This window comes from Spirochaetia bacterium 38H-sp (genome assembly GCA_039023545.1).
GTDB classification, from domain to species: Bacteria; Spirochaetota; Spirochaetia; order Winmispirales; family Winmispiraceae; genus Rarispira; species Rarispira pelagica.
The window spans coordinates 234,145-258,137 of record JBCHKQ010000003.1; the positions used below are offsets into that span (position 1 = coordinate 234,145).

General features: G+C 41.9%; 22 protein-coding genes. 12 read left to right on the forward strand and 10 right to left on the reverse strand.

Annotation, left to right across the window (positions count from 1 at the left end):
• Positions 1-4 precede the first annotated feature (4 nt).
• Together WKV44_07840 and WKV44_07845 are read left to right on the forward strand one after the other, a co-directional pair.
• A complete protein-coding gene (locus WKV44_07840) occupies positions 5-2,029 on the forward strand; it encodes a family 16 glycosylhydrolase (protein ID MEM5948454.1) in 2,025 nt (674 codons plus the stop codon).
• A gap of 99 nt (positions 2,030-2,128) precedes the next feature.
• Entirely contained in the window at positions 2,129-3,577 is a 1,449-nt protein-coding gene (locus WKV44_07845) for a family 16 glycosylhydrolase (protein MEM5948455.1), read from the forward strand.
• 76 nt (positions 3,578-3,653) lie between these two features.
• On the opposite strand, the gene WKV44_07850 is transcribed toward WKV44_07845, so the two are convergent.
• Genes WKV44_07850 through WKV44_07870 form a run of 5 tightly spaced genes read right to left on the reverse strand, consistent with a single transcriptional unit; the run spans position 3,654 to position 6,677 of the window.
• Entirely contained in the window at positions 3,654-4,370 is a 717-nt protein-coding gene (locus WKV44_07850; GenBank protein MEM5948456.1) for a PHP domain-containing protein, read from the reverse strand.
• Complete coding sequence (locus tag WKV44_07855; protein ID MEM5948457.1) at positions 4,357-4,704, reverse strand: hypothetical protein; 348 nt, start codon at positions 4,702-4,704, stop codon at positions 4,357-4,359. The genes WKV44_07850 and WKV44_07855 overlap by 14 nt, the downstream gene beginning before the upstream one ends.
• A gap of 3 nt (positions 4,705-4,707) precedes the next feature.
• Entirely contained in the window at positions 4,708-5,634 is a 927-nt protein-coding gene (locus WKV44_07860) for a CBS domain-containing protein (protein ID MEM5948458.1), read from the reverse strand.
• Positions 5,635-5,637: 3 nt separating this feature from the next.
• The gene (locus WKV44_07865; protein ID MEM5948459.1) at positions 5,638-5,982 is read right to left on the reverse strand and encodes a DRTGG domain-containing protein; all 345 of its coding nucleotides are present in this window, start codon (positions 5,980-5,982) and stop codon (positions 5,638-5,640) included.
• An 11-nt stretch (positions 5,983-5,993) separates the two neighbouring features.
• Complete coding sequence (locus tag WKV44_07870) at positions 5,994-6,677, reverse strand: redox-sensing transcriptional repressor Rex (GenBank protein MEM5948460.1); 684 nt, start codon at positions 6,675-6,677, stop codon at positions 5,994-5,996.
• A 151-nt stretch (positions 6,678-6,828) separates the two neighbouring features.
• Here WKV44_07870 and WKV44_07875 point away from each other — a divergent pair, with 151 nt between their 5' ends.
• The 5 genes from WKV44_07875 to WKV44_07895 are packed head-to-tail and all read left to right on the forward strand — an operon-like array spanning position 6,829 to position 11,825.
• On the forward strand, positions 6,829-7,305 hold the full coding sequence (locus WKV44_07875) for an NAD(P)H-dependent oxidoreductase subunit E (GenBank protein ID MEM5948461.1): 477 nt from the start codon (positions 6,829-6,831) through the stop codon (positions 7,303-7,305).
• Between the two features lie 6 nt (positions 7,306-7,311).
• Positions 7,312-7,854, forward strand: coding sequence for an ATP-binding protein (locus WKV44_07880; protein MEM5948462.1), 543 nt, complete (start codon positions 7,312-7,314; stop codon positions 7,852-7,854).
• A gap of 12 nt (positions 7,855-7,866) precedes the next feature.
• Entirely contained in the window at positions 7,867-8,262 is a 396-nt protein-coding gene (locus WKV44_07885) for a (2Fe-2S) ferredoxin domain-containing protein (GenBank protein MEM5948463.1), read from the forward strand.
• A 9-nt stretch (positions 8,263-8,271) separates the two neighbouring features.
• Positions 8,272-10,059, forward strand: a complete 1,788-nt coding sequence (locus tag WKV44_07890; GenBank protein MEM5948464.1) for an NADH-quinone oxidoreductase subunit NuoF — start codon at positions 8,272-8,274, stop codon at positions 10,057-10,059.
• Between the two features lie 20 nt (positions 10,060-10,079).
• Positions 10,080-11,825: an NADH-dependent [FeFe] hydrogenase, group A6 gene (locus WKV44_07895; protein MEM5948465.1), complete on the forward strand. Its 1,746-nt coding sequence runs from the start codon at positions 10,080-10,082 to the stop codon at positions 11,823-11,825.
• 45 nt (positions 11,826-11,870) lie between these two features.
• Here WKV44_07895 and WKV44_07900 read toward each other — a convergent pair whose 3' ends face one another.
• Positions 11,871-13,862 carry a methyl-accepting chemotaxis protein gene (locus WKV44_07900; protein ID MEM5948466.1) on the reverse strand — a complete coding sequence of 664 codons (1,992 nt, stop codon included), beginning with the start codon at positions 13,860-13,862 and terminating at the stop codon, positions 11,871-11,873.
• A gap of 210 nt (positions 13,863-14,072) precedes the next feature.
• Between WKV44_07900 and WKV44_07905 the strand changes: the two genes are divergently transcribed.
• Entirely contained in the window at positions 14,073-14,444 is a 372-nt protein-coding gene (locus WKV44_07905; protein MEM5948467.1) for a hypothetical protein, read from the forward strand.
• Here the strand turns inward: WKV44_07905 and WKV44_07910 are convergent.
• Together WKV44_07910 and WKV44_07915 are read right to left on the reverse strand one after the other, a co-directional pair.
• Entirely contained in the window at positions 14,437-15,252 is an 816-nt protein-coding gene (locus tag WKV44_07910) for a nitrilase-related carbon-nitrogen hydrolase (GenBank protein MEM5948468.1), read from the reverse strand. The two genes, WKV44_07905 and WKV44_07910, sit on opposite strands and share 8 nt — an antisense overlap.
• A gap of 76 nt (positions 15,253-15,328) precedes the next feature.
• On the reverse strand, positions 15,329-15,943 hold the full coding sequence (locus WKV44_07915; GenBank protein ID MEM5948469.1) for a protein-L-isoaspartate(D-aspartate) O-methyltransferase: 615 nt from the start codon (positions 15,941-15,943) through the stop codon (positions 15,329-15,331).
• A 221-nt stretch (positions 15,944-16,164) separates the two neighbouring features.
• Here WKV44_07915 and WKV44_07920 point away from each other — a divergent pair, with 221 nt between their 5' ends.
• The 4 genes from WKV44_07920 (at position 16,165) to WKV44_07935 (ending at position 20,503) form a co-directional block, all read left to right on the forward strand.
• A complete protein-coding gene (locus tag WKV44_07920; GenBank protein ID MEM5948470.1) occupies positions 16,165-18,246 on the forward strand; it encodes a glycoside hydrolase family 3 N-terminal domain-containing protein in 2,082 nt (693 codons plus the stop codon).
• A 359-nt stretch (positions 18,247-18,605) separates the two neighbouring features.
• Positions 18,606-19,214, forward strand: a complete 609-nt coding sequence (locus WKV44_07925) for a LemA family protein (protein ID MEM5948471.1) — start codon at positions 18,606-18,608, stop codon at positions 19,212-19,214.
• Positions 19,215-19,227: 13 nt separating this feature from the next.
• Complete coding sequence (locus WKV44_07930; GenBank protein ID MEM5948472.1) at positions 19,228-20,058, forward strand: TPM domain-containing protein; 831 nt, start codon at positions 19,228-19,230, stop codon at positions 20,056-20,058.
• On the forward strand, positions 20,045-20,503 hold the full coding sequence (locus WKV44_07935; GenBank protein MEM5948473.1) for a TPM domain-containing protein: 459 nt from the start codon (positions 20,045-20,047) through the stop codon (positions 20,501-20,503). Before WKV44_07930 ends, WKV44_07935 begins: the two co-directional genes overlap by 14 nt.
• Positions 20,504-20,676: 173 nt before the next feature.
• On the opposite strand, the gene WKV44_07940 is transcribed toward WKV44_07935, so the two are convergent.
• On the reverse strand, positions 20,677-21,582 hold the full coding sequence (locus WKV44_07940) for a M15 family metallopeptidase (GenBank protein MEM5948474.1): 906 nt from the start codon (positions 21,580-21,582) through the stop codon (positions 20,677-20,679).
• Positions 21,579-23,972, reverse strand: a complete 2,394-nt coding sequence (lon, locus tag WKV44_07945) for an endopeptidase La (GenBank protein ID MEM5948475.1) — start codon at positions 23,970-23,972, stop codon at positions 21,579-21,581. Before lon ends, WKV44_07940 begins: the two co-directional genes overlap by 4 nt.
• Between the last annotated feature and the right edge of the window lie 21 nt (positions 23,973-23,993).

Genomic DNA, 23,993 nt, shown 5'->3' on the forward strand with positions numbered 1-23,993 from the left:
ATTTATGAAGGGTCTTAGAAATGCTTTGTTTGCAGGCAGGTTGCTTGTGCTTGCTGTTTTGCTGGCTGTAGGGTGTCAGAATCCTGCAAGTAGTTCTGACAGTTCGGAGGCGACTCCTACTCCGACTCCCACACCGACTAGCACTGTCATAAGTGGCAACGGTGATTTTTCTGAGCCGCTTTCTACTGCCGAGCCTGATGCAGATGGCAATCTTGATACTGGTGGCAGTTGGGCATTGTATGTTAATAGTGGTGGAGCGGCTACCGCAGATGTTACAAGCAATCAGCTTGCGGTTACAGTTACCAATGCTGGTACAGCTCAGTGGTCTGTGCAACTGTTGCAGGCTCCCATAACTGTAGAGGAAAATGGTATTTATCATGTGTCGTTTGATGCTGCTGCTTCTGCGGATGGAATGCAGGTAATACTTAAGGTTGGTGGTACAGCGGGTGTAAGCTGGCAGGCTTATCATCAGGAGACTTTTACGCTCTCTACTACGATGACTACCTATACTGCTGATTTTACCATGACTGGTTCTACTGATAATCAGGCTCGTTTTGAGTTCTGGTTTCAAAATACTGGAAGCTATACTCTGGATAATGTTTCTCTTACCAGAACAGGCACGTATTCAAGTAACGAGGGAACTCTCACAGAAACCGATGAAGATGCGGTCGAAAACTGGCAGCTTGTTTGGAGTGATGAGTTTGACGGGACAAGTCTGGATACCACATATTGGTCATACGAGATTGGAAACGGGCAGGCTCAGGGCATACCTGGCTGGGGTAATAATGAGCTTGAGTATTATCAGCAGAACAATGTTTCTGTTTCCGGTGGTTATCTTACCATAGAGGCCAGAAACGAGACTGTTACTGATTCTTATGGTTCTTACAATTATACATCCGGTAAAATTGTAACCAAGGATAAGTTTGATTTTACTTATGGTCGTGTTGAGATACGTGCAAAGCTGCCCAAAGGACAGGGAATATGGCCCGCTCTTTGGATGCTTGGTGCGGATATAGATACCAATGCATGGCCCAATTGTGGTGAAATAGATATAATGGAGCTAATAGGTAGTCAGCCAGAGGTTATTCATGGTACTATTCATGGCCCTATAAGTGGCGGCTCTGGAGTAGGTTCTGGTTATACCCTTACTTCCGGCGATTTCTCAGATGATTTCCATGTATTTGCCATGGAGTGGGATGATGATGAAGTGGAGTTCTATGTGGATGATATACTCTTCCATGTTGTCAACAAAAACGAAATACTGTCAGATTGGGTATTTGACCATGCTTTCTATTTTATTTTTAATGTTGCTGTTGGCGGCTCATGGCCAGGTGATCCTGATGCAACAACTGTTTTTCCACAGCAGATGCAGGTTGACTACATAAGAGTATATGAGGATATAAATCCCGATACTATAAGTGGTCAGGAGGTATGGGACTGTGATTACGAAAAAACGTGGACACCTCCCGCAGAGCCTGCTCCTACTGTAACCCAAGTTACTGCAACAGACGATACAGAATACTACCTGCTAAACCCGGATTCCAACCTGACAGATGCAACAATAGGTTGGAACAACACTTCCTACGACGGAGACATCACACCGGACGTGTGGGGAAGCGGTTCTAGCTACGATCCTAATGCAACATACTCAGGAGAAGACTGCTTTGATATAACAGGTGGTTACGGCTGGGGAGGACTCTTTAGCGTGCTTGCCTTTATGGGCGACCTCTACGGTGGAACCAATCCTGCCGATTTTCCTGTAGATGTAAGCACCTACACAAATATAGTAGTAAGAATTGCGCTCAAATCCACACCGAATGATATAAGAATCAAGCTTGCCGGCTCAGAGAAAGAAATCAGCGTTGCATCCTACTTTGATCTCAATGACACTACCAACTGGCAGGAAGCAACGATACCGTTAAGTGTGTTTGGCACACAAGCAGAACTTGCAGGAACGACACAAGTTGCAGTATTTATGCCGGGAGGGAACGGTTATTACCTATCCAAGCTTGGATTTATATATCAATAATAAAAATATCCTATACCGAACGGCTGCCGCAGTTGCGGCAGCCTTTTGTTTGCATATTATAATTTATATTATTATAATCATCTGATAAGAGGAGGCATTATGAAAATAAAAATAAAGATAAGTTTATATCTATTTATGTTTGCATTCTTTAATTTGTTTGTCTTTGCTGGAGGGGCAAAAGAGACTGCAGAGACCAAAGAAGAGAAAAAGCCTGAGGTTGTGTATGAAAAGCTTTTTAAACAAGTTTCTGGTAACTCCGATTTTTCCATGCCGTTTTCTGATGCAAGTCCGGATGCCAGCGGAGCTTTTGACTCTGCAGAGAGCTGGATATTCTATACCAACACAGGTGGAGAGGGCAATGCTACAATAGAGGACGGTGTTGCAGTCATAGACGTTACCAAGAAAGGTATGCAGCCATGGGCAGTACAGCTCTTGCAGTCACCGATAAAATTGGATAAAGGTGGAACATATAAGCTTGTTTTTGATGCAGCATCAGAATCCGACGGTATGGGGATAATGGTAAAAGTCGGAGCAACGGGAAAACGCTCTTGGGTTGCTTATATGCAGCAGGATTTTAAGCTTGGGACAGAGATGAAAACATACAACATAAGCTTTGATATGCTCAAGGATACAGATGGAAATGCAAGGCTTGAGATGTGGTTTCTCGATGAAGGAAAATACAGAGTAGATAATTTTAAGCTTATCAAAGTAGGTCAGAAAAAGGATATGCCCGTAGAGGGTACTCTTACGGAAGAAGATGAGGATAAGGTAGAAGATTGGCAGCTTGCATGGAGTGATGAGTTTGACGGTCCTGAGATTGATAGAGACATCTGGGTTTTTGAAACAGGAAATGGTGCCAATGGCTGGGGAAACAACGAGTTGGAATATTATAAAGAAGAGAATGCCTTTATAGAGGATGGAATGCTTGTAATAGAGGCAAAAAAAGAAACTGTATCAACAGGTTATAAGGATTTTCACTATACTTCTGCAAGGATGAAGACACAGGGAAAATACGATTTTACCTATGGTCGTGTTGAGATACGTGCAAAACTGCCCAAAGGACAGGGAATTTGGCCTGCTCTTTGGATGTTGGGCTCTGATATAGGGAGTAAAGGATGGCCGCGCTGCGGTGAGGTTGATATCATGGAGCTCGTAGGGCATGAGCCTAGTACAGTGCATGGCACCATACATGCCCCCTTTAGCTACGGCGCAAATGGCATAGGCGCTGCATATAAGCTCAAAAAAGGCGATTTTTCCAATGATTTTCATGTCTTTGCCATAGAGTGGGATGAGGATGAGATAGAGTGGTATGTCGATGATGTTTTATATCATGTTGTAAACAAAGATGAGATTGGTCCGGACTGGGTTTTTGATCATAATTTCTTTTTTATTTTTAATGTAGCTGTGGGGGGCAATTGGCCTGGTTCGCCGGACAATTCTACTGTTTTCCCTCAGAGGATGTATGTGGATTATATAAGGGTATATACGGATAATAACCCTGCTTCAATAACTGGAAAAGAGGTATGGGATTGCGAGCTTGAGAAATAATCCTTCCCGGGATTTTTTCTATATTTTATAAAAGGGCTGCCTGCTTGGTGCTGGCAGCCCGTTCGGTTTTTTTATGTTATGGGAAGGGATAAGTGGTGACTCTGGCTTTGACGAGTGCTTCCTTGATTCCGTAAAAATCAGGTTGCTCTGCTTCCAGAAAAAAGTGTCTTCTTGCTATATCCTCAGGAAAGTGTGCATCTGAGTTTTTTATTATTGTATAGCCTTTTGTATCAAGTTGAGAAGGGTTGTTATATACTTCTACGGCATCAAAGTCTTCTTCTGGCAAAAATCCTAGCTGGCTGTAGCACGAAAATGTGGGTCTGTCTATGTGGGAGGGGATTGCAAGTCCTCCCAGCTTATGGATTTCTTCTGTCGTTTCTTTTAGGCTGAGGTTTGTACTACTAAGAAGATACCATGGATATTCTCCTGTGATTTCTTCTTTTTTGTTTACCAGTATTTGGTCTCCTGTTTTCTCCGGATTGTTGGGTATTTTTACCAGATTCTCCGTGCAGACTTTGTCCATAAGGAGTGCTTTTTCTATTGTGGGAAAAAGAGCGAGGATGTGCACTTCTTCCTGTGTGCATATCTCAAGTCCGGGAATAAGAGTTATGCCTGCTTTTTTGCACAGAGGCATGAGGGCCGCTGTGTTAAGTGCGCTGTTATGGTCTGTGAGTGCTATGATATCAAGAGCATTTTTTTTTGCATACTCCACTATATTAAATGGACCCATACTGAGATCGCCGCAGGGAGAAAGACAGGAGTGTATATGTAAGTCCGCTTTAAACCTTGGCATCTTTTAGAAGAGTGTACAGTTTGCCGGATATTGTAAACTGGTCTTCTTCTGTGCCCAGTATTGCAATTCCTTCCTGCTGTGCAGCATCTATCATATCGTCTGGTATTTGCCTTTTGTTGCATATTATTATTGCTTTTATTCCCGCAAGGGTTGCCACTGCTATTGTATTCTTATGTGCTTGTATTGTTATGAGAGCAGATTGTGCTGGAGCATGTGCCATAACGTCACTCAGAAGGTCCGATGTGTATGCAGTTTCTATCTCTGTAGAAGAATCAGGTATAAGTATTGTTGAAAGTTTTAATGTTTCTGCAAGTTTTTCCAGGCTGATTGCCATTTTTTACTCCTTGTTTTCCGGTATTTTTATTGCAATTTTTACATTGGTTCCTTTATCCGTGGATGTTATTGCAAACTCATCTGATACTCTTTTTGTATTGGGAAGCCCCATTCCTGCTCCAAATCCCAGAGAACGTATCCACTCTGCTGCTGTAGAATATCCTTCCTGTAGGGCGAGTCCTATGTCCGGAATCCCCGGACCTCTGTCTTTTGCAGTTATTTCCACTGTTTGGGGGCTTATCGTACACACCATTTTACCGCCTTCCGAGTGGACAACTATGTTCATTTCTAGCTCGTAGGCTGCTATTGCAGCTCGTCTTATAACCTGAGGAGGGATCCCTCTCTGTGTCAGTACCTTTTTTATTTCTGTAGATGCTTTCCCAGCATGCTCAAAATCAAGTTGCTGTATAAGGAATTCCCTTGTGTATGTACCAGAACTGCCCTGTGTTATGTGTTGTTGCTGATGCAAAGTTTTTTCCATTTTTTCCAGGGCTTTGTTTGCTTCTAATAGAAGGGTGGTGATTATATCTCTGCTTGTTATTATTCCGACAAGCTCCCTCTCTTTACTCAGAACAGGAAATCTTCCATAATGGTATTTTTCCAGATATGATATTGCAAACCTCAGAGGCATGTCATCTTCCAGTACTATTACATTTTTGCTCATGTGTTTTTCTGCTTTTTCCTGGATGTATCCTTTATCCAGCGCCGTAATTATATCGTCCAGGCTTATTATTCCTACCAGCCTTTTTTTATCTACTATAGGCACTCCTGTAATCCTATTGTCCTTCATCTTTTGTTGTATGGACGACAGGCTTTCTGAGGGACTTGCTGTTATCAGATTTTTGCTCATGACGTCTCTTACTTTGAGCGTGTATATGAGCTCGAGAAGTCTCGGGGAAGGTATCTCAGCTATGCTGTTGTGGCTTTCCATATATTATCCCCTGTTTTCCATAAGTTTTGATAGATTTACACAGGCCTGATATGTGGATAAGCCCGTTGAAAGAAGTATTATGCCTTCTTCTTCTGCGAGTTCTATTATTTTTTGTTGAGGCTTTTTATTGCAAACAAAGACTACAACCGGAGCTCCAACTATAGTAGCTGTTCTTACTACCTGCTCCGAAACAAGTCCTGTTATGAGAAGGAAGCCTTCTTGGTGTTGAACAAGTACATCACTCATAAGGTCGCTTGCAACTATACCACTGCATCGTATTTCTTTATCTTCTTTGTTTTTTGTTATTGTTTTTGCATCAAGAGATTGTATTATTTTTTTTAACTCCATTTTTCCCCCTGTTATTCTATAAGTAAATCGGGATGCTTTTCTGTAATATGCACCAGGTGGAAAAGATTTTCCAGTTCTAGACCTATGTTTACTTGATTGATTACACACTTATGTTCGCAGCCAACAGGACATTTATCTCCACATTTTATATCCACTGAGGTAAAATTGAGAAAGCCTCTTATCCCTGCTTCTCTCATGTGTTCAAAGACCTTTATGGCCGCATGATTGGGCACTGAGATGATTCCAATCTTTATATTTTCTTTTTTTACTATTTCTTCCATTTTATCTGTTGTGTATATTGGAACATTGTTTAAGGGCTCAGATGGTGTGAGATCAAATCCGGCTATTATGTGTATATGTTCCCTCTTGAGCTCCTCAGATTCTATAAGCGCCTTTCCTATTCTGCCGCATCCTACTATTATCGCCTTGTACTCATCTTCTATGCCAAGCAATCCTTCTATCTGTTTTATAAGATTGTCTATTATATAGCCGCCTTTTTTGTTTCCGTTTATACCTAATATGGAAAAATCTTTTCTTACTACTGTTGGAGCGATACCAGCTGCATCACCAAGATTGCTGGAGAATACTTTGATGAGTCCTATGCTTTTGAGACTTTTAAGTATTCTGAGGTATTTTGCAAGTCTGGTTATTATGTTTTTTGTGAGCAATGTGTTATTATTTGTGCTATCTTTCACAAAAAAACCTCTTTATGTTATTTTATTATTTATTGATATTGTTATAATGATAGCATAATATAAAAATAATGCAAATAGTATTGATATATTTTTTTTTATTTCATATAATGCAACTCAAGAATTTTTTATCTTTAATATTCAGGGAGGATGCATGGCAGCGCAGGTAACGCTTGATCCCGAGCTTATGTCCTTTATAGAAGAATGGAAAGATAAGCCCGGTAACTTGATTATGGTTCTCCATAAAACGCAGGAAAAGTACGGATATATTCCCAGAGACATTGCTCTGGAGCTTTCCCGTGTTATGGATGTCCCTCTTGCAAAGATTTATGGTGTAATAACATTTTATCACTTTTTTAAGCTCAAAAAGCCAGGTAAACACAGGATTGCAGTATGTATGGGTACTGCATGTTTCTTAAAGGGGGGAGAAGACATTCTCAAAGAGCTAGAAGAGCTTCTTGGTGTAGGACCCAACACTGCGACGGATGATGGTCTGTTTTCGTTTGAGGCTGTAAGATGTGTGGGGTGCTGTGGACTTGCTCCTGTCCTTATGGTTGATGATGAGGTTTTTGGTAAAGTTACCAAGGATGAGCTCCCAGGTATTCTTGCAAAGTTCAGAAACAAGGAATAGGGCGTTATGCACTATTCGCTCTCGGATTTTATACTGGAGCTTGTACAAAATTCTCTGGAAGCGGGAGCGAATGACTTGCATCTTATTATAAAAGAAGAAGGACATTTTTTTATGCAGCTTTCTGATAATGGAAAGGGTATGACAGAAGAGGAGAAAAACAGAGCTCTTGATCCTTTTTTTACAGATGGGATAAAACATCCCAATAGAAGAGTAGGTCTTGGGCTTGCTTTTCTATCTCAGATGGTTTCACAGGTGCAGGGGGATTTTTCTGTTATAAGCGGGAAAAACAAGGGTACCTGTGTGAGCTTTTCTGTTCCTCTTGATAATGTGGATACCCCTCCTGTGGGTGACATCTCTTCTGCTATAAGGCAGGCTTTTTCTTATGACTATGATTATGAGCTCTTTATTGAGAGAACTTGCCCTTCTGGCTATTCTTACACTCTTTCCAGAAGAGAAATTGCTTCTGTATTGGGCGATTTCTCTATAGTTGAGAATGCCCTTCTTCTTGACTCCTTTATCAGGGAGCAGGAAGCTTCCTGTAATACCTAAGTGGAGGAAAAAATGGCAAAGATGACTTTGGAACAGCTTAGAAAGCTGAGAGAAGAAAAGAAAAAACAGTTGGATATGCGCGACCCCGATAATAAGCAAATACATATTGTTGTTGGTATGGGTACCAGTGGTATCGCAGCAGGTGCAAAGGATACCCTGGATGCATTCTTAAGATGTATAGAAAATAGGGGTCTTACCAATGTTGCGGTAAGGCAGGTTGGTAGCTTTGGCCTTGATTATGCGGAGCCAACTGTCGAGGTTGTTATGCCCGATATGCCGCGTGTTATTTACGGGAAGGTTACGCCCGATGTAGCGGAGAAGATTGTTCTTGAGCATATCATAGGCAAAAAGCTTGTAGAAAACCACGTTTACGATCGGCCTGCTGCCGACATAGTGGATAAAGAGTAGGAGGTTGATATGGCATATAAGCAGTATGTTCTTATCTGTGGCGGCACAGGGTGTGAATCCAATAAATCAGATACTATCTATAAAAACTTTCTATCCCTGCTTGAAAAAGAAAATCTTCAGTCTGATGTGCAGGTTCTTAAGACAGGATGTTTTGGGTTTTGCGAGCAGGGACCTATTGTAAAGGTTCTTCCTGATGAGTCTTTTTATGTACAGGTTAAGCCGGAAGATGCAGAAGGCATAGTAAATGAGCATCTTATAAAAGGCCGTCCGGTTTCCAATCTGTTATACAACAAAGAGCAGAGTAAAGAGTTTGCAAAGGTTGATGATATAGAGTTTTATCAGAAACAGTTTAGAGTTGTTCTGAGAAACTGCGGTTTTATCAATCCGGAAGATATCAATGAGTATATTGCCCGAGATGGGTATGCTGCACTGGAGAAGGCTCTTTTTGAGATGAGTCCCGATGACATAATAGAAGAACTTAAGATATCAGGCCTTAGAGGAAGGGGGGGGGCAGGATTCCCCACTTGGAGAAAATGGGCTTTTTCTAAGGCAGTAGAGAGTGACGTAAAATACATAGTATGTAATGCAGACGAGGGCGATCCCGGCGCTTACATGGACAGGAGTGTATTGGAGGGAGACCCGCACTCTGTGCTTGAGGCAATGACAATAGCTGCAAAAGCTGTGGGTGCTACCAAGGGTTTTATCTATGTCAGAGCTGAGTACCCTCTTGCAATTCATCGTCTCAAAGTTGCTATAAAACAGTCAAGGGAGATGGGGCTTCTCGGGGAAGATATCATGGGAAGCGGGTTCTCCTTTGATATAGAGATAAGACTTGGTGCAGGTGCCTTTGTTTGCGGTGAGGAGACGGCTCTTCTTGCTTCCATAGAAGGCTCCAGAGGTACACCGCGTCCCAGACCTCCATTCCCTGCTGTAAAAGGACTGTGGGGCAAGCCTACTGTTATAAATAACGTAGAAACACTTGCAAATATTCCTGTTATAATAACGCGTGGAGGAAAATGGTTTTCTGGCATAGGCACAGAAACATCTAAGGGTACCAAGGTTTTTGCCCTTACAGGTAAGATAAACAATTCTGGTCTTGTAGAAGTACCAATGGGTACTCCTCTTAGGGATATTGTCTTTAACATAGGTGGAGGAATCCCCAACGGCAAGAAGTTTAAAGCTGTACAGACAGGAGGGCCTTCCGGAGGAGTTATCACAGAAGAATATCTCGATACTCCCATAGACTACGAAAACCTGCAGAAACTTGGGTCCATAATGGGCTCCGGCGGTATGATAGTAATGGACGAAGACGACTGTATGGTCAATGTAGCCAAATTCTATCTAGGATTTACTGTTGATGAGTCCTGTGGTAAATGTAGTCCTTGTAGAATAGGCGGAAGAAAGCTGTACAATCTTCTTGATAAGATTTCCAAGGGTAATGGTACTATGGAAGACCTTGAGACAATCAAGGAAATAGGACATACAATGCAGAAGGCTTCTCTCTGCGGACTTGGACAGACAGCACCAAATCCTGTTCTTTCTACTATGAGGTATTTTGAAGATGAGTATAAGGCACACATTATAGACAAGACCTGTCCTACAGGAAAATGTGTTGACCTTGTGACATATACGATTATATCGGATAAGTGTATAGGCTGCGGGCTTTGTGCAAGACGCTGTCCTGTCAATGCCATAAGCGGTGAGAAAAAACAGCCTCATCTTATCGATCAGACCAAGTGTATCAAGTGTGGCGAGTGCTATGCCGCATGTAAGTTTAGCGCCATAGAAAAGAAATAAGGGAGAAGGCTATGGGTAAGATGGTAAATATAAAGATAAACGGAAAAGAATTAAAAGTATCGGAAGGAACGTCTATTCTCAATGCTGCAAGACATTTTCAGATAGATATACCTACTCTGTGTTACCACCCAGATCTTCCGGCATGGGGATCTTGCGGACTCTGTATTGTAAAAACAGAGGGCAGCCCAAAGATGTTTAGAGCCTGTGCAACCCCTGTTGCAGAGGGAATGAGCATCATAACAGATGATCCTGAGATAGTGGAAGTAAGAAAAAACACTCTCCAGCTTATACTTGCAGATCACCCCAATGACTGTCTTTACTGCGGCCGTAACGGTAACTGTGAGCTTCAAAAACTTGCTGCCGAGTTTGGAATAAGAGAGCAGCCCTATGAGCCCAATCCTCAGAATTTGCCCAAAGACAATTCTACCCCTTCCATTGTTCTTGATCCATCCAAGTGTGTAAAATGCGGACGTTGTGTAAATGTATGTCAGGAAATGCAGAATGTATGGGCACTTGAGTTTCTTGGAAGAGGGGATGGTACAAGAATCGCTCCTGCAGGCGATATATATCTTAACGATAGCCCCTGTATCAAGTGTGGTCAGTGTTCTGCACATTGTCCAGTAGGAGCCATATACGAGAAGGATGATACTCGTAAAGTATGGGATGCAATAAGAGATCCTGAGATACACACAGTAGTGCAGATAGCACCTGCTGTGCGTGTTGCTATAGGAGAAGCTTTTGGTTATGAGCCTGGGACATTGCTTACTGGCAAAACCTATGCAGCTCTCAGAAGGCTTGGTTTTGATACCATATTTGATACTAATTTTGCTGCTGACCTCACAATAATGGAAGAAGCCAGTGAATTTGTAAAACGCTTTCTAGAAGGAAAAGGCGAGATTCCTCTGGTTACAACCTGTTGTCCCTCATGGGTTGATTATCTGGAAAAATACTTCCCAGATATGATACCTCACTTTTCTACAGCAAAGTCTCCGCAAATGATGATGGCATCTATGATTAAGACATACTATGCACAAAAAGCCGGAATAGACCCTGCTAAGATAGTAGTTGTCTCCGTAATGCCCTGTACAAGTAAGAAATATGAGATAAACCGGGATGAGGATATGTATTCTTCCGGATACAAAGACCTTGATATCTCCATCACAACACGAGAACTTGCACGCATGATAAAATCAGCTGGAATAGAGTTTTCCAAGCTGCCGGATGAAGAAGCTGATTCTCCTCTGGGTATGTATACGGGAGCAGGAACCATATTCGGTGCAACAGGTGGTGTTATGGAAGCTGCCATACGAACAGCCTATTATTTTGTAACCGGCAAAGAGATGGGAGAAGTAGAGTACACACCGGTACGCGGACTTGAGGGAGTAAAAGAATCCGAGCTTGACATAGATGGCACCAAGGTTAAAATAGCGGTTGCTCATTCTATCTCCAACGTAGAATACGTTCTCAACAAAGTAAAAGAAGCAAAAGCCGCAGGGAAAGATGTTCCATATCACTTTATAGAGGTTATGGCCTGCCGTGGCGGATGTGTTGGTGGAGGCGGACAGCCTTACGGAGCAACGGATGCCATAAGGGCAAAGCGCACTGCAGGTATATATGCAGATGACAAAAAGTCAGAAATCCGTTGTTCTCATCAGAACCCTGCAATCAAGAAACTTTACGAAGAATTTCTGGGAGAACCTCTTGGAGAGAAAGCACACAAGTATCTACATACACACTATACACCCAGACCACTCTATCAAAAATAAATACCGAACGGCGCCCCTAAGGGCGCCTTTTTTAAAAAAAGCTATTTATAAAGAAAAACGCATTATAAGCTCTTGTAGATTCTGAGAAGCTTTTACAGTTTTATTTCCTGCCTCGCGCATTCTTATAAAGCTACCTTCCATATCCACAAGAATTTTACCTAGAATTTGCATCTTTTTCCTGGTATTATCTGCAATGGAGTTTACATCTGACAGAGTATTTCTTATATAATCTGCTTTTTCTTTGGTCCCAGAAGAAGAGTTCTTCATATCCTGAGATATATTTATGAGAGAATTGGTGCTATCATAAATCTCACCGCTTGCAATAGAAAGCTCCTTAAGCCCCAGTTGAATCTCTTCTATACCTTCTGTTACCAGTTTTACATAATCCATGAGCCTTTTTAGAGTATCGGAAGTCTCTGTAGAGAATCGGTAACTGTCGTTTATCTTGTGTAGAATGCTTTCTATCTCTCCGGATATCCTTGATGCATGACTTGCCGTAGTTGTTGCAAGCCTATTAATCTCATCTGCCACAACGGAAAAACCTGCTCCCGCATCTCCTGCATGAGCAGCTTCTATAGACGCATTTATAGAAAGGAGATTGGTATGTTCTGCTATTTCTCTTATAACAGATACAAGAGATTTTATATCATCTGCAGACTTTGATATATCTGCTATGGAGTTTACTGTGTTCTCCATGTTTTTACCGGTTTTTTCTATAAGAGAGTATATCTCTTTGTTTTTTTCTTTTCTTTCATCTGCAACTCTTGATATGTTTCCTATGGATGCTGTAATTTGCTGGATACTGGCAGAAGATTGAGTTACTGCAGAAGCTTGAGCTTCTATTTTTTCTGTCAAATCCTGTAAAAAGTCCAAAATACTGTTTACGACTATATTTGTCTTTTCTATCTGTTCTACAAGCCTATTGTTTTCTGCTAGGGTCTCATTAGCATTGCGGGTCAAAATATCTACTTTTTCTGATAGTTCTTGTGTGGATGACTCAAGATGTTTTCCCAGCTCTGTTGTCCCTCTTATATTGTTTCTTATCTCTACTATTATGGAGGCCAATTGTTCTACAAATATATTAAACTCTCCGGATAATACTCCAACCTCATCCTGTGTAAGCTCGGGAAGTCTCCCCCTGAGATCACCTTTACCTTTTGATAATTCCTTTAATCGTTCTATCACAAGTCTTAAAGGTCTTGTGATTCTTATTATAAACAGCATGGCTGTAATCACTCCTACTATGACCAGTACTGCAGAGGCAAGAATAACCGTTAATACGAGAGTGTTTATGGTTTTATCTATTTCTTTTTCTTTAAGAAGTACGTTTTTGTCTATATCGTCTATATAAAATCCGGTTCCTATTATCCAATCCAAAGGCTTAAAAAGCCTTACAAAAGACAACTTAGGCTGCTCCTCTGTAAGACCTTCTTTTGTAGGCTTTGGCCATAGATATCTTACAAATCCTTCTCCGTCTTTGTCCGTTACATCAAGAAAGGCTACAAAGAGATTTTTGCCTCCATCGGCAACATTGTATTTCTTATCGTTAAGGATTTTCCCATCCAACTCAGGAATTGTAGGGTGCATTATCATATATGGATACGGCCTTGTAGTATCGTTTATCCATATATATCCGGTACCTCCGTCATATCTTATACTTCTTATAAGTTTTATCGCTTCTTGTTTTGCTGTATAGGTGCTTATTTCTCCGCGTTGTACTCTTATCATAAGATGATTGATTATGCTTTCTGCCTCGTCTATTATATTCTTGAGCCGTTTTCCGTATTTTTCTTGCAGCCATTGTGTATCCTTATATTTTTTATAAATGGATTCTGTCGTTGCAAAGGCTATATCCGTGTAGTTTTTGAGGCGTGTTTTTGCATCCTCCATGGCAGTTGTTCTGTAACCTTCTATCTGTTTTTTCCCCAGATTTTTTATGCTTAGTATGGCTATAATTGACAGGCTTAATATAATAAGTAAAGATATAGACGAGAGAAGAATTATAAACTTGCTTCTTATGCTTTTTTTTATATTCATGTTTTTATCCTTAAGGAATATATTTTTATGGTATTCATGCAAATTTTTTTTAGTATGCAGATGCCTGATATGCAAATAAATTCATAGATATAAATATTTCTTCGCTATCTCGTTGACAAAAAAAACTGTTATTCTGATTCAATAAAGATAATCTTTGCTTAGCAAATATCGTGTTTTGTGCTATTATTTATATTGGGCCATGGAGGTGTTATGCTCAGAGAGATAAAAAATGTCAAACAGAATCCGGGAGAATACAGGCGCTGGTTCTCGGATGATTATTTTGATCTTATTGTGTGGTATGCAGAGGATAAGAAAACCATAACTGGTTTTCAATTATGTTATGATAAGCCGGGTAAAGAGAGGGCTTTTACATGGAAATCTCCTGACTCTTATCTCCATACTGCAGTAGATGCGGGTGAAGAGCCTCTCAGTGCAAAGATGTCTCCCATACTTGTTGCGGATGGCAGCTTTGATATGCTTGATGTTCTACAGCGTTTTAATAAAGCTGGTAAAGCTCTTGAGCCTGTTATTTTTAATATTGTTATAGAAAAGATAAAAACCTGCCCTGCAAATCTTATGTAAACATTATATAGGAGTCTGTTCGCCTGTCTGCAAATAAGTCATTGTAGGGAGTCACTGTCTTGTTTTTTGCTTCTTCCGGGTTTATCTCGTAGACCATTAGTTCTTCTTCTGTTTCTGATGCTACAGCTAGTTTTGTTCCATCCGGTTTTACTATATGACTTCTTCCTGTATATGTAAGCTGTCTTTCTCCCTGTTTTTCTGTACCGATTCTGTTTGCAAGTATCCAGAATACGTGGTTTTCCACTGCTCTCACCCATGTTGTAATCTGCCCGTATTCCGGCAAAACAAGGTTGGACGGATGGCATATTATCTGTGCTCCCTGCAGTGCAACACTTCTTGCTGCCTCTGGAAAGAAGTGGTCGTAGCACACCAGCATTGCTATTTTTATATCTTCCAGCTGAAATACGGGGAAACCGAGATTGCCTGCTGTAAAAAACTTTTTTTCTTCTGCAAAGAGATGCATTTTGCGGTATACTTCTTTGCCTCCGTCTCTTCTTAGCATTGCTGCACTGTTGTAAAAGTTGCCGTCTTCTTCTTCTGCAAAGCCTGTTACTATGTTTATGCGATATTTTTTTGCAATCTCGTGCAGCTTCTTTATGTTTTTTCCTGTATCAATGTTTTCTGCTATTTTTATAACTTCTTCTTTGTCAGCAAAGAAATATCCTGATAGTGCAAGCTCCGGTAGGACAAGAAGGTCTATGTCCTGCGGGTTTTTTTCTTTGTATGATTTTATGTGTTGTTCTATTTTTTTTATATTTTCTTCTGGGTTTAAAAACTCAGGACAGTATTGAAGATAGCCTACTCTCATATAGCCTCCCTAATATATGTATTATATTATATTTTTTGATTTTAAAGAAGATATATGCGATGTTTTGTATTTTGTACTACACAAAGGGGACAAATGCAAAGTATCCGTGTGTGCTTGTTTCAAATCCTTGTTTTTTCTTTTTTATTTTTGTCATTATACAGGCATTTTGACTTGTCTGTTGCGGAAATACTAGTATTCCTTCTTCTTTTAACTGCTCTGTAATCTCCTTTGCAAGGGTTGATACTGCGGCTGCAATAACTACTCTGTCATATGGGGCATGCTCGGGGTATCCTTTTTTTCCGTCTTTGCAGATGAGGTGTATTTCTTTGTAACCCGCTTTTGCAAGGTTTTGTTTTCCTGTTTTTTGGAGTCCAGGTATTAATTCTAGGGAATATAGTTCTCCCTGTCTTTTCATCTTTTCCCACATTACTGCTGCGCTGTAGCCCGTGCCTCCTCCCAGTTCCAGGACTTTTTTCCCGGGACTTAGTTCTAGAAGGTCTATCATGTATGCTACGGTATAGGGCTGGCTTATTGTCTGGTCATAATCAATAGGCAGTGCTATGTTTTTATATGCTGTTTCTGGCGTGTTGTTTCCTATAAAAAGTTCTCGTGGCACTTTTGCTATTGCTTGTATTGTTTCTTCTGTTATGCCTTGTTTTGATAGAGTTTGCAAAAGCTTTTCTTTTTCCATTATGATTTCATTGTACTTCTGGGTTGTATTTTTGTCAGTAATTTTGTGTTTGTGTTGTTATTTTATCTGGCATTTTTAAAAGACTTATGATATACTTTTTTAAAAGTATTTTAATTTTACCTTGTATATGCCGCAGGCAGGCATTCCCGCAGCCTTTCTTTGTTTTTTGCCTTTGGGCTGCGGGTATGCCGTTCGGTATAAAATAATTTTAAGGAGTTTTTATGGCTAAGGAGCATGTTAAAAGATTGCTTTCAGAGTTGACTGTGGAGGAGAAGGCTTCCCTTATGCTTCATGTGACCAAGCCGGTCGATAGATTGGGGCTTCCTGCTTACAATTGGTGGAATGAGGCGTTGCATGGGGTGGCTAACTCCGGTGAAGCTACTGTGTTTCCTCAGGCGATTGGTCTGGCTGCTAGTTTTGATGATGATCTTGTAGGGCGTGTTGCCGAGGCTATTTCTCTTGAGGCGCGTGCTAAGTTTAATGAGGTGGGTGCGCGTGATGCCTGCCGTTATGGCAGAGGGCTTACTTTTTGGTCGCCCAATATAAATATCTACAGAGATCCCAGGTGGGGTAGAGGACAGGAGACTTATGGTGAGGATCCGTTTCTTACTGCAAGGCTTGGCAAGGCTTTTGTAAAGGGGCTGCAGGGTGAGGATAGGAATAACTTGCGTGTTGCAGCTTGTGCCAAGCATTATGCTGTGCATTCTGGACCCGAGGGGTTAAGGCATACTTTTGATGCGAGGGTGTCGGAGAAGGATTTGCGCGAGACTTATCTTCCCGCTTTTAAGGCGCTTGTTGAGGCCGGGGTGGAGGCTGTTATGGGTGCGTATAATAGGGTAAATGGTGAGCCGGCTTGTGGAAGCAAGAGGCTTCTTGAGGATATTCTCAGGGGCGAGTGGGGTTTTGACGGGCATGTAGTGTCTGATTGCTGGGCTATTGCGGATTTCCATCAGAACCATAAGGTTACTTCCGGGCCGGAGGAGTCTATCGCTATGGCTCTTAAGTCTGGATGTGATTTAAACTGCGGCAATACATACGAGCACTTACTGGATGCTCTCAAAAAAGGTCTTATCACAGAAGATGATATAAACAGGGCTGTAGAGAGACTGCTTACTACGCTTGATAGGCTGGGGCTGCTGGAGGAAGGGAGCAATCCCTACTCCAAGATAAGGTTATCTGATATAGATTGGCAGGCTCACAGGGCTTTGTCTCTTGAGGCTGCGGAGAAATCTATTGTGTTGTTAAAGAATAACGGTATTCTGCCTCTTGATAAGAGCAAACTTGCTGCCATATATGTGACAGGTCCCAATGCAGCCAATGTGCAAGCTCTGCTTGGAAACTATTCTGGTGTATCATCCAGGCTAGTAACCATACTGGAAGGCATTACAGGAGAAGCTGGGCCTGCCATCAGCATTAGCTACAAGGTAGGTGTTCCTCTGCACGGAAAGAAAATCAATCCCAATGACTGGGCAACCGGTGTTGCACGTTATACGGATGTTACAATAGCTGTTCTTGGTCGTGATACGACTGTAGAAGGAGAAGAGGGGGACGCCATTTTCTCTGACAACTATGCGGATCTCAAAGAACTTGAGATAACAGAGGAGCAGCTTGAGTATCTTAGAAAGCTCAAATCCATGGGTAAGCCGGTTATAGCCGTTATTCTGGCAGGCTCCCCCGTAAGCAGCCCAGAGCTCTATGAACTTGCGGATGCGGTCCTTTATGGCTGGTATCCCGGGCAGGAGGGCGGTAATGCTATAGCCAACATTCTCTTTGGAAAAAAGAGTCCGTCCGGAAAGCTGCCCATAACCTTCCCCTCAAGCACCGCAGCTCTTCCTGATTTTACGGATTACAGCATGCGCGGCAGAACCTACAGATATATGGAAGATGGGATTCTCTTCCCCTTTGGCTTTGGTCTTACCTATGCAGATATCAAGCCAGAAGAAGTAAAAGTCCAAGATGCATGGAACCCGGATGAGGCACTGAGTTTGGAAGCTGTGCTTACCAATACAAGCGCCATAGATGCGGAAGAAGTAGTCCAGGTTTATGCAAGCTGGAAAAAAGACGGACTTGAACTGCCACGTTGGCAACTTGTAGGTTTTAAACGCACAGAGGTAAAAGCCAACAGCAAGACCACAGTCAAGATGGACATAGCACCAGATTCTCTCAGATGGATTGATAACACAGGGCATGCAATCAAGCCGGAAGGCAGTATAAAATTGCATATAGGGCTATCTTCTCCTCTGCCAGAAGCATGGGAAAAAGGTGCACCCCGTGGTATAGAAAAAGAAATAAAAATAAAATAAGCCGAACGCAGAGTGGCGCATAACCGCCACTCTGCTTGCCTCTGGCAGCAGCGCAAAAAAAATCCCATTGCCGTAGCAGATGGGTCTCATCTTTAATACCATAAATTGTAGCTAATAAGAAAAAGAGGTCAATCCGCAACGGACAGCTGGTCTTAAAAATCTGGATATATTCCCATAGTAGTGTTCTTGATAATGGTTTATATTATTTCCTTCTTGTGCTGGAGGCAGCGGGGAGGCGGTAGGCTCTCCGAGTTCGGTATAAGGGATTTTATGTTTTTTTATATATTATGCTCTTGTCCTTGACGTGTGGCTTTTTTATAGTTATTTACTTATGTGATGTATATTTTTTAGGGGGTTTTATGAGTCGTTCTTTTCGGAATCTTCTCATCGTTCTTGGTGTTGTACTTGTAATTGTTTTGTTGTTCTACAGTTTTTTTGCAGGTACTTATAATAGGCTTGTTGTTCTTGATGAGTCTGTTAAGAAGCAGTGGGCACAGGTTGAGAATGTGTATCAGAGGCGTGCGGATCTTATTCCCAATCTTGTTGCAACAGTTAAGGGGTATGCTAGTCATGAGAGAGAGACTTTTGAGGCTATTGTCAATGCAAGGAGCAAGGTAGGGTCTTTGCAGCTTGATTCTTCTATCGTGGACGATCCTGAGAAGTTGGCTGCTTTTCAGAAGGCGCAGGGGGAACTGGGTGGTGCTTTGTCTAGGCTTCTTGTTGTGGCTGAGAATTATCCCGAACTTAAGGCTAATACCAATTTTCTTGCTTTGCAGTCACAGCTTGAGGGTACTGAGAACAGGATTGCTGTAGAACGCAGGCGTTATAATGAGGTTGCTTCGCAGTTTAATACGACTATCAGGCAGTTTCCTACTGTGATTATTGCTAATATGTATGGTTTTAAGGAAAAAGCATACTTTAAGGCTGACGAGGGGGCAGAGAAGGCTCCGCAGGTAAACTTTGACTGAGTGTTGTATAAATATGGGTGCAAAAAGATTTTTTGCAGGGCTTGTTGTTGTCTTGCTTCTGCCTGTTTTTGCTTTTTCTCTGGATATTCCGGATAGGCCCTCTTCTTATGTCAACGATTTTGCGGGTGTGCTTTCTTCTGATACAAGGGCAAATCTCGAGTCCTTGTTGTATGATTATGAAATGCAGACTGGGAATCAGCTTGTGATTCTTACGATTTCTTCTCTTGATGGGGAAGCAATAGAGGATTTTTCCATAAGGCTTGCAGAGAGGTGGAAGATAGGGCAAAAGGATAGGGATAATGGCATTATTTTTCTGGTTGCTGTCAATGACAGACAGGCCAGAATAGAAGTCGGCTATGGTCTTGAGGCTGTGCTTACTGATGCGTATTCCTCTGCTATTCTCAATGATTATGTTTTCCCTCATTTTAAGAGTGGCGATTATGATGCTGGCATTATAGCAGGTGTTTCCCAGATTGTAGCTCTCACGTCCGATGTGGATTTGTCTGCTGGTGATGTCTATGTGCCAAGGAGTAATGGCAGCTACTATGATACAAAAGTAGAAGAGATTGTACGTCTTGTTATTATAGTGTTTGTTGTTATTCTTCTTGTGGATGTCATAAGGTCTTTTTTTCGTTTGTTTGGCAGTGCAGGAAGAAGGATGGGGTTTTTTGAGTGGCTGCTTGCTTACAGCTGGACTTTGTTTTTGATAAAGATTCTTTTTAGGGTTTTGCTTATGCTTATGTTTAGCGGCAGGACAATAGGCGGTTCAAGCTCTTCGCGAGGAGGTTTCTCTGGCGGCGGAGGCGGAAGTTTTGGAGGAGGTGGAGCAAGTGGAAGTTGGTAAGAGGTCTGCAAATCCGGTTTTTTTTCTCACCAAGGAGGAGCAAAATGCTGTTCTTGAGGCTATAAAAGAGGTTGAGAGCCGTTCTATCTGTGAGATTAGGGTGCATATTGCGCGCTCTTTTAAGGGCGATGTGCTAGATGCTGCAAAGCGTGTGTTTAATAAATTGGGTATGTATAAGACACGTAAACGCACGGGGGTTCTTCTTTACTTTGCTGTCAAAAACAAGGCTTTTGCTATAATAGGTGATAAGGGTATAAACGAGAAGGCAGGTGAGGATTTTTGGAGGGATACTGCTGTTAAGATGGAGGAGTTTTTTAGGCAGGGTCGCTTTGGCGAGGGGATTGTAGCCGGAATAAGGGAAGTTGGCGCTGTGCTTGAAAAGTACTTTCCCTATGAAGCTGGTGATACCAACGAGCTTCCCGATGATATTTCTTTTGGGAAATAGCTGTTTTTATTTTATACCGAACGCAGAGGGGCGCAATATTGCGCCCCTCTGCTACGTTTTGGTGGGATAGTGTCAGAGGGGGACAGTGTTTTTTGTTTTGCTTTTTGTATGCCGTAGGCAGGGTTGCCCGTGGTTTTGTGCTCTTGGGGGTGGCATAGGGCAATCCGTTCGGTCTATTTTTTGTATTTTTTTAGGATTTCTCCCATATGTTTATCAAGAAATTCCAGCAGATATTGTTGATAGATAAAGTATTTTTTCTCAAGCTGTGTTCCGGCGGGGGTTATGTAGCGATAGTGCCAGGGTTCGTACATGTAGCCGGTGAGGGCTTCCTGTTCCTCGGGGTATGATAGGCTAAAGCCGTATCTGTAGGCGTTTTCTGCTAGCCATTTCCCTGTGGGAAGTTGTGCCATTTTGCTGTCTATGGGGTAAAAGTCTATGGCCAGGCCGCTTTGGTGCTGGGATGTACCGGGACGAGCGGATTCCCTGTCAGCTTGCTCTTGGCCGTATGTGTCTACTTCCCATTGGTAGATTCTTTTCTGTGTGGCGTATGAGCGATAGCAGGATGCAGGGATAAGTTCTACGTTATCTTCTTTTTTTGCGTCTTCAATCATTTTTTTTAGGTCGTCTATGATAATTTTTCTGAGATACAGTTCTTGTTTGCTGATTTTTATTCCTTGTGCCGAGAGTTCTGTAAGGTCTTGCGGCACATAGTCAGAGGGGAGTGCGTGCTTTTTGTCTATGAGTTTAAAAAGCATGGGGTCTTTTCTGTATAGTGGTATTATGTGTTCAATGTCTGCAAGGAAGGCCGAAGGGGAGTCTATTATTTTGTGTTGTACTTCTTGAGGCAGCTCTCTTATAAGCATCATGAGGTCTTCTCTGTTTATCGAGAAGGCAGGGTGCAGTGGTGGGTGTTCTACTTGTGGTTTTTCTATTGTAGGGCTTGCAGGTTGTTTTGGCTTTTGGGGGCTTTCTGCTTGCGGGACAGAAGGCGATACTGGATTGTTCGATCTTGAGGGTGCTTCTTTTGCACAGGTTGTCAGAGTAAGAGTAAGAAGCAGCAGTGTTGCTATGTTTTTCATTTTGTTTCTTCCTGTGCAGTTTTTGTTCTTTGATCTTTGCTGTCCGAAAATATTATTTCTATCACTTCCTGCATGTTTTCTACCCTGTAAAAGGTTATACCTTTCTGTATGTACTCTGGTATTTCTTCCAAGTCTTTTGTGTTGCTTTTGGGAATTATTATGTGTTTTATTCCCGCTCTTTTTGCGGCTATGACTTTTTCTTTAAGCCCGCCTATGGGGAGTACGCTTCCTGTGAGAGACAGTTCTCCTGTCATTGCAAGAGATGGGCGCAGCTTTTTGCCTGTAGCAAGAGAGAGCAGTGCGGATGCCATTGTTATGCCTGCAGAGGGACCATCCTTGGGTGTTGCTCCGGCCGGTACGTGAAGGTGTATGTGGTTTTTTTCAAAATAGTCCGGTTCTATGTTGTGTTTGTGGGCTATTGACTTGACATATGTATATGCTATGTTTGCAGACTCCCGCATTACATCGCCAAGCTGGCCTGTTAGGGATAAGCCTTCTCTTCCCGGTGTAGCTACCGCTTCTATGACAAGTGTATCTCCGCCGTATGGCGTCCATGCCAGGCCCATTGCCATTCCGGGCTGCCTTATACGTGCAGTCTCCTCCTCCGGAAACACTGGCTTATCCAGATATTTTTCTACTGTCTCAGGCACAATATTTATAGGAAGCTCTTCTTTTGTGAGTTCTTCCATAACAAGAGATTTTGCTATCCTTCTATGAATCTTGTTGATAGCCTTTTCCAGGTTCCTTACTCCAGCTTCTCTTGCATATCCGCGTATAATCTGTCGCAACGCCTGTTTTGTATATCTTACGGTATCCTTATCCAATCCGTTTTGTTCCAAAGAACGCGGGATGATATATTTTCTTGCAATCTCTATTTTTTCGTCTTCTATGTATCCGGAGAGTCTTATAATCTCCATTCTGTCCAGTAAGGGTCTAGGAATAGTATCCAGTGTATTGGCAGTTGCTATAAAAAACACCTGAGAAATATCAAAAGGCAAGTCAAGGTAATGATCGCGGAAGTTTATGTTTTGCTCAGGGTCAAGCACCTCAAGAAGTGCGGATGCGGGATCACCCTGATAAGATGCTCCTATCTTATCTATCTCATCTATCATAAACACAGGATTCTTTGTCTTTACAATCTTAAGACCCTGTATAATCTTACCCGGCATAGCACCCACATAGGTTCTCCTGTGTCCCTTGATTTCTGCCTCGTCGCGCATACCTCCTACAGAAAAACGGAAAAACTCCCTCCCCAGAGCTCTTGCAATGGACTTGCCTATAGAAGTCTTACCAACACCCGGAGGACCTACCAGACATATGATAGAACCCCGTGTCTCTTTCTTGAGCTTTCTTACGGCCAGAAACTCAAGAATCCTTGTTTTAACATCCTCAAGTCCGTAGTGATCCTTATCCAGAATCCTCTTTGCCCTCTTGATATCTATATTCTCTTCCTTTGGCTCGTGCCATGGTAAGCTTACAATAGTCTCAAGATAATTCCTTGTTACTGTAAACTCGGATGAATTGGGTTCCATAAGAGAGAACTTCTCAAGTTCCTGTTCTACCTGTTCTCTTACATCGTCTGGCAGAGGCAGCTTATCTATCTTATCCTTTAGCTTCTGGTACTCTGCAGACTTTGCATCAGCAGGCATGCCAAGCTCTTCTTTTATGGCCTTTAACTGTTCTTTTAAAAAGTACTCCCGCTGAGATTTTTCTATCTTCTGGTTTATCTGCTGCTGTATTCTTTTTTGTATCTTAAGAAGCTCCTGCTCACGCTTTACAAAGATGAGCACCTTCTCCATCCTCTTTCTTATATCCAGCTCGCTTAGAACCTCCTGTTGTTCCTCACGCTTGATATTGAGAATAGCAGCGATAAAATCCGCAATTCTTCCAGGCTGGTCGATATTGACCATGTTGAGCCTTACTTCCTCTGATATCATGGGATTGTTCTCTACAATCTGCTTCATATCGCTCATAAGAGCACGTGTGAGAGCTATAATCTCATCACCCTGGTTATTAATCTCCTCAGGATAATCCACAACAGCGATTATAGGTTCAGAAGTATGCAGGAACTTTTTTATACTAAAACGCTTAACAGTAGATACAAATATATTTATCCCTCCATCGGGAAGATTGATTTTCTTGAGAATCTTTGCAACAGTACCTGTTGTGTATATATCATCTGAAGTTATTTTTTTTCTCTCTTCATCCTTGGTAAGAACAAGACCTATATATCCTGTATCCTCCAGAGACTGCTGAACCGTATTGATATCCTGCTCACCTGTTACAATAACAGGACTTACAATCCCAGGGAAAAGAGGCCTGTCTATAATAGGAAGAATCAAAAGCTTTTGAGGAAGAAGCTTATCAGCGGGTATAATTTGTTGTTCCATTTTTCCTCCCTGACTTTCTTT

Excerpts from the sequence above, each read along its gene's own strand:
- WKV44_07840 (MEM5948454.1), top strand. The coding sequence starts at position 5 with ATGAAGGGTCTTAGAAATGCTTTGTTTGCAGGCAGGTTGCTTGTGCTT.
- WKV44_07845 (MEM5948455.1), top strand. The coding sequence starts at position 2,129 with ATGAAAATAAAAATAAAGATAAGTTTATATCTATTTATGTTTGCATTC.
- WKV44_07850 (MEM5948456.1), bottom strand. The coding sequence starts at position 4,370 with ATGCCAAGGTTTAAAGCGGACTTACATATACACTCCTGTCTTTCTCCC.
- WKV44_07855 (MEM5948457.1), bottom strand. The coding sequence starts at position 4,704 with ATGGCAATCAGCCTGGAAAAACTTGCAGAAACATTAAAACTTTCAACA.
- WKV44_07860 (MEM5948458.1), bottom strand. The coding sequence starts at position 5,634 with ATGGAAAGCCACAACAGCATAGCTGAGATACCTTCCCCGAGACTTCTC.
- WKV44_07865 (MEM5948459.1), bottom strand. The coding sequence starts at position 5,982 with ATGGAGTTAAAAAAAATAATACAATCTCTTGATGCAAAAACAATAACA.
- WKV44_07875 (MEM5948461.1), top strand. The coding sequence starts at position 6,829 with ATGGCAGCGCAGGTAACGCTTGATCCCGAGCTTATGTCCTTTATAGAA.
- WKV44_07880 (MEM5948462.1), top strand. The coding sequence starts at position 7,312 with ATGCACTATTCGCTCTCGGATTTTATACTGGAGCTTGTACAAAATTCT.
- WKV44_07885 (MEM5948463.1), top strand. The coding sequence starts at position 7,867 with ATGGCAAAGATGACTTTGGAACAGCTTAGAAAGCTGAGAGAAGAAAAG.
- WKV44_07890 (MEM5948464.1), top strand. The coding sequence starts at position 8,272 with ATGGCATATAAGCAGTATGTTCTTATCTGTGGCGGCACAGGGTGTGAA.
- WKV44_07895 (MEM5948465.1), top strand. The coding sequence starts at position 10,080 with ATGGTAAATATAAAGATAAACGGAAAAGAATTAAAAGTATCGGAAGGA.
- WKV44_07900 (MEM5948466.1), bottom strand. The coding sequence starts at position 13,862 with ATGAATATAAAAAAAAGCATAAGAAGCAAGTTTATAATTCTTCTCTCG.
- WKV44_07905 (MEM5948467.1), top strand. The coding sequence starts at position 14,073 with ATGCTCAGAGAGATAAAAAATGTCAAACAGAATCCGGGAGAATACAGG.
- WKV44_07910 (MEM5948468.1), bottom strand. The coding sequence starts at position 15,252 with ATGAGAGTAGGCTATCTTCAATACTGTCCTGAGTTTTTAAACCCAGAA.
- WKV44_07915 (MEM5948469.1), bottom strand. The coding sequence starts at position 15,943 with ATGGAAAAAGAAAAGCTTTTGCAAACTCTATCAAAACAAGGCATAACA.
- WKV44_07920 (MEM5948470.1), top strand. The coding sequence starts at position 16,165 with ATGGCTAAGGAGCATGTTAAAAGATTGCTTTCAGAGTTGACTGTGGAG.
- WKV44_07925 (MEM5948471.1), top strand. The coding sequence starts at position 18,606 with ATGAGTCGTTCTTTTCGGAATCTTCTCATCGTTCTTGGTGTTGTACTT.
- WKV44_07930 (MEM5948472.1), top strand. The coding sequence starts at position 19,228 with ATGGGTGCAAAAAGATTTTTTGCAGGGCTTGTTGTTGTCTTGCTTCTG.
- WKV44_07940 (MEM5948474.1), bottom strand. The coding sequence starts at position 21,582 with ATGAAAAACATAGCAACACTGCTGCTTCTTACTCTTACTCTGACAACC.
- lon (MEM5948475.1), bottom strand. The coding sequence starts at position 23,972 with ATGGAACAACAAATTATACCCGCTGATAAGCTTCTTCCTCAAAAGCTT.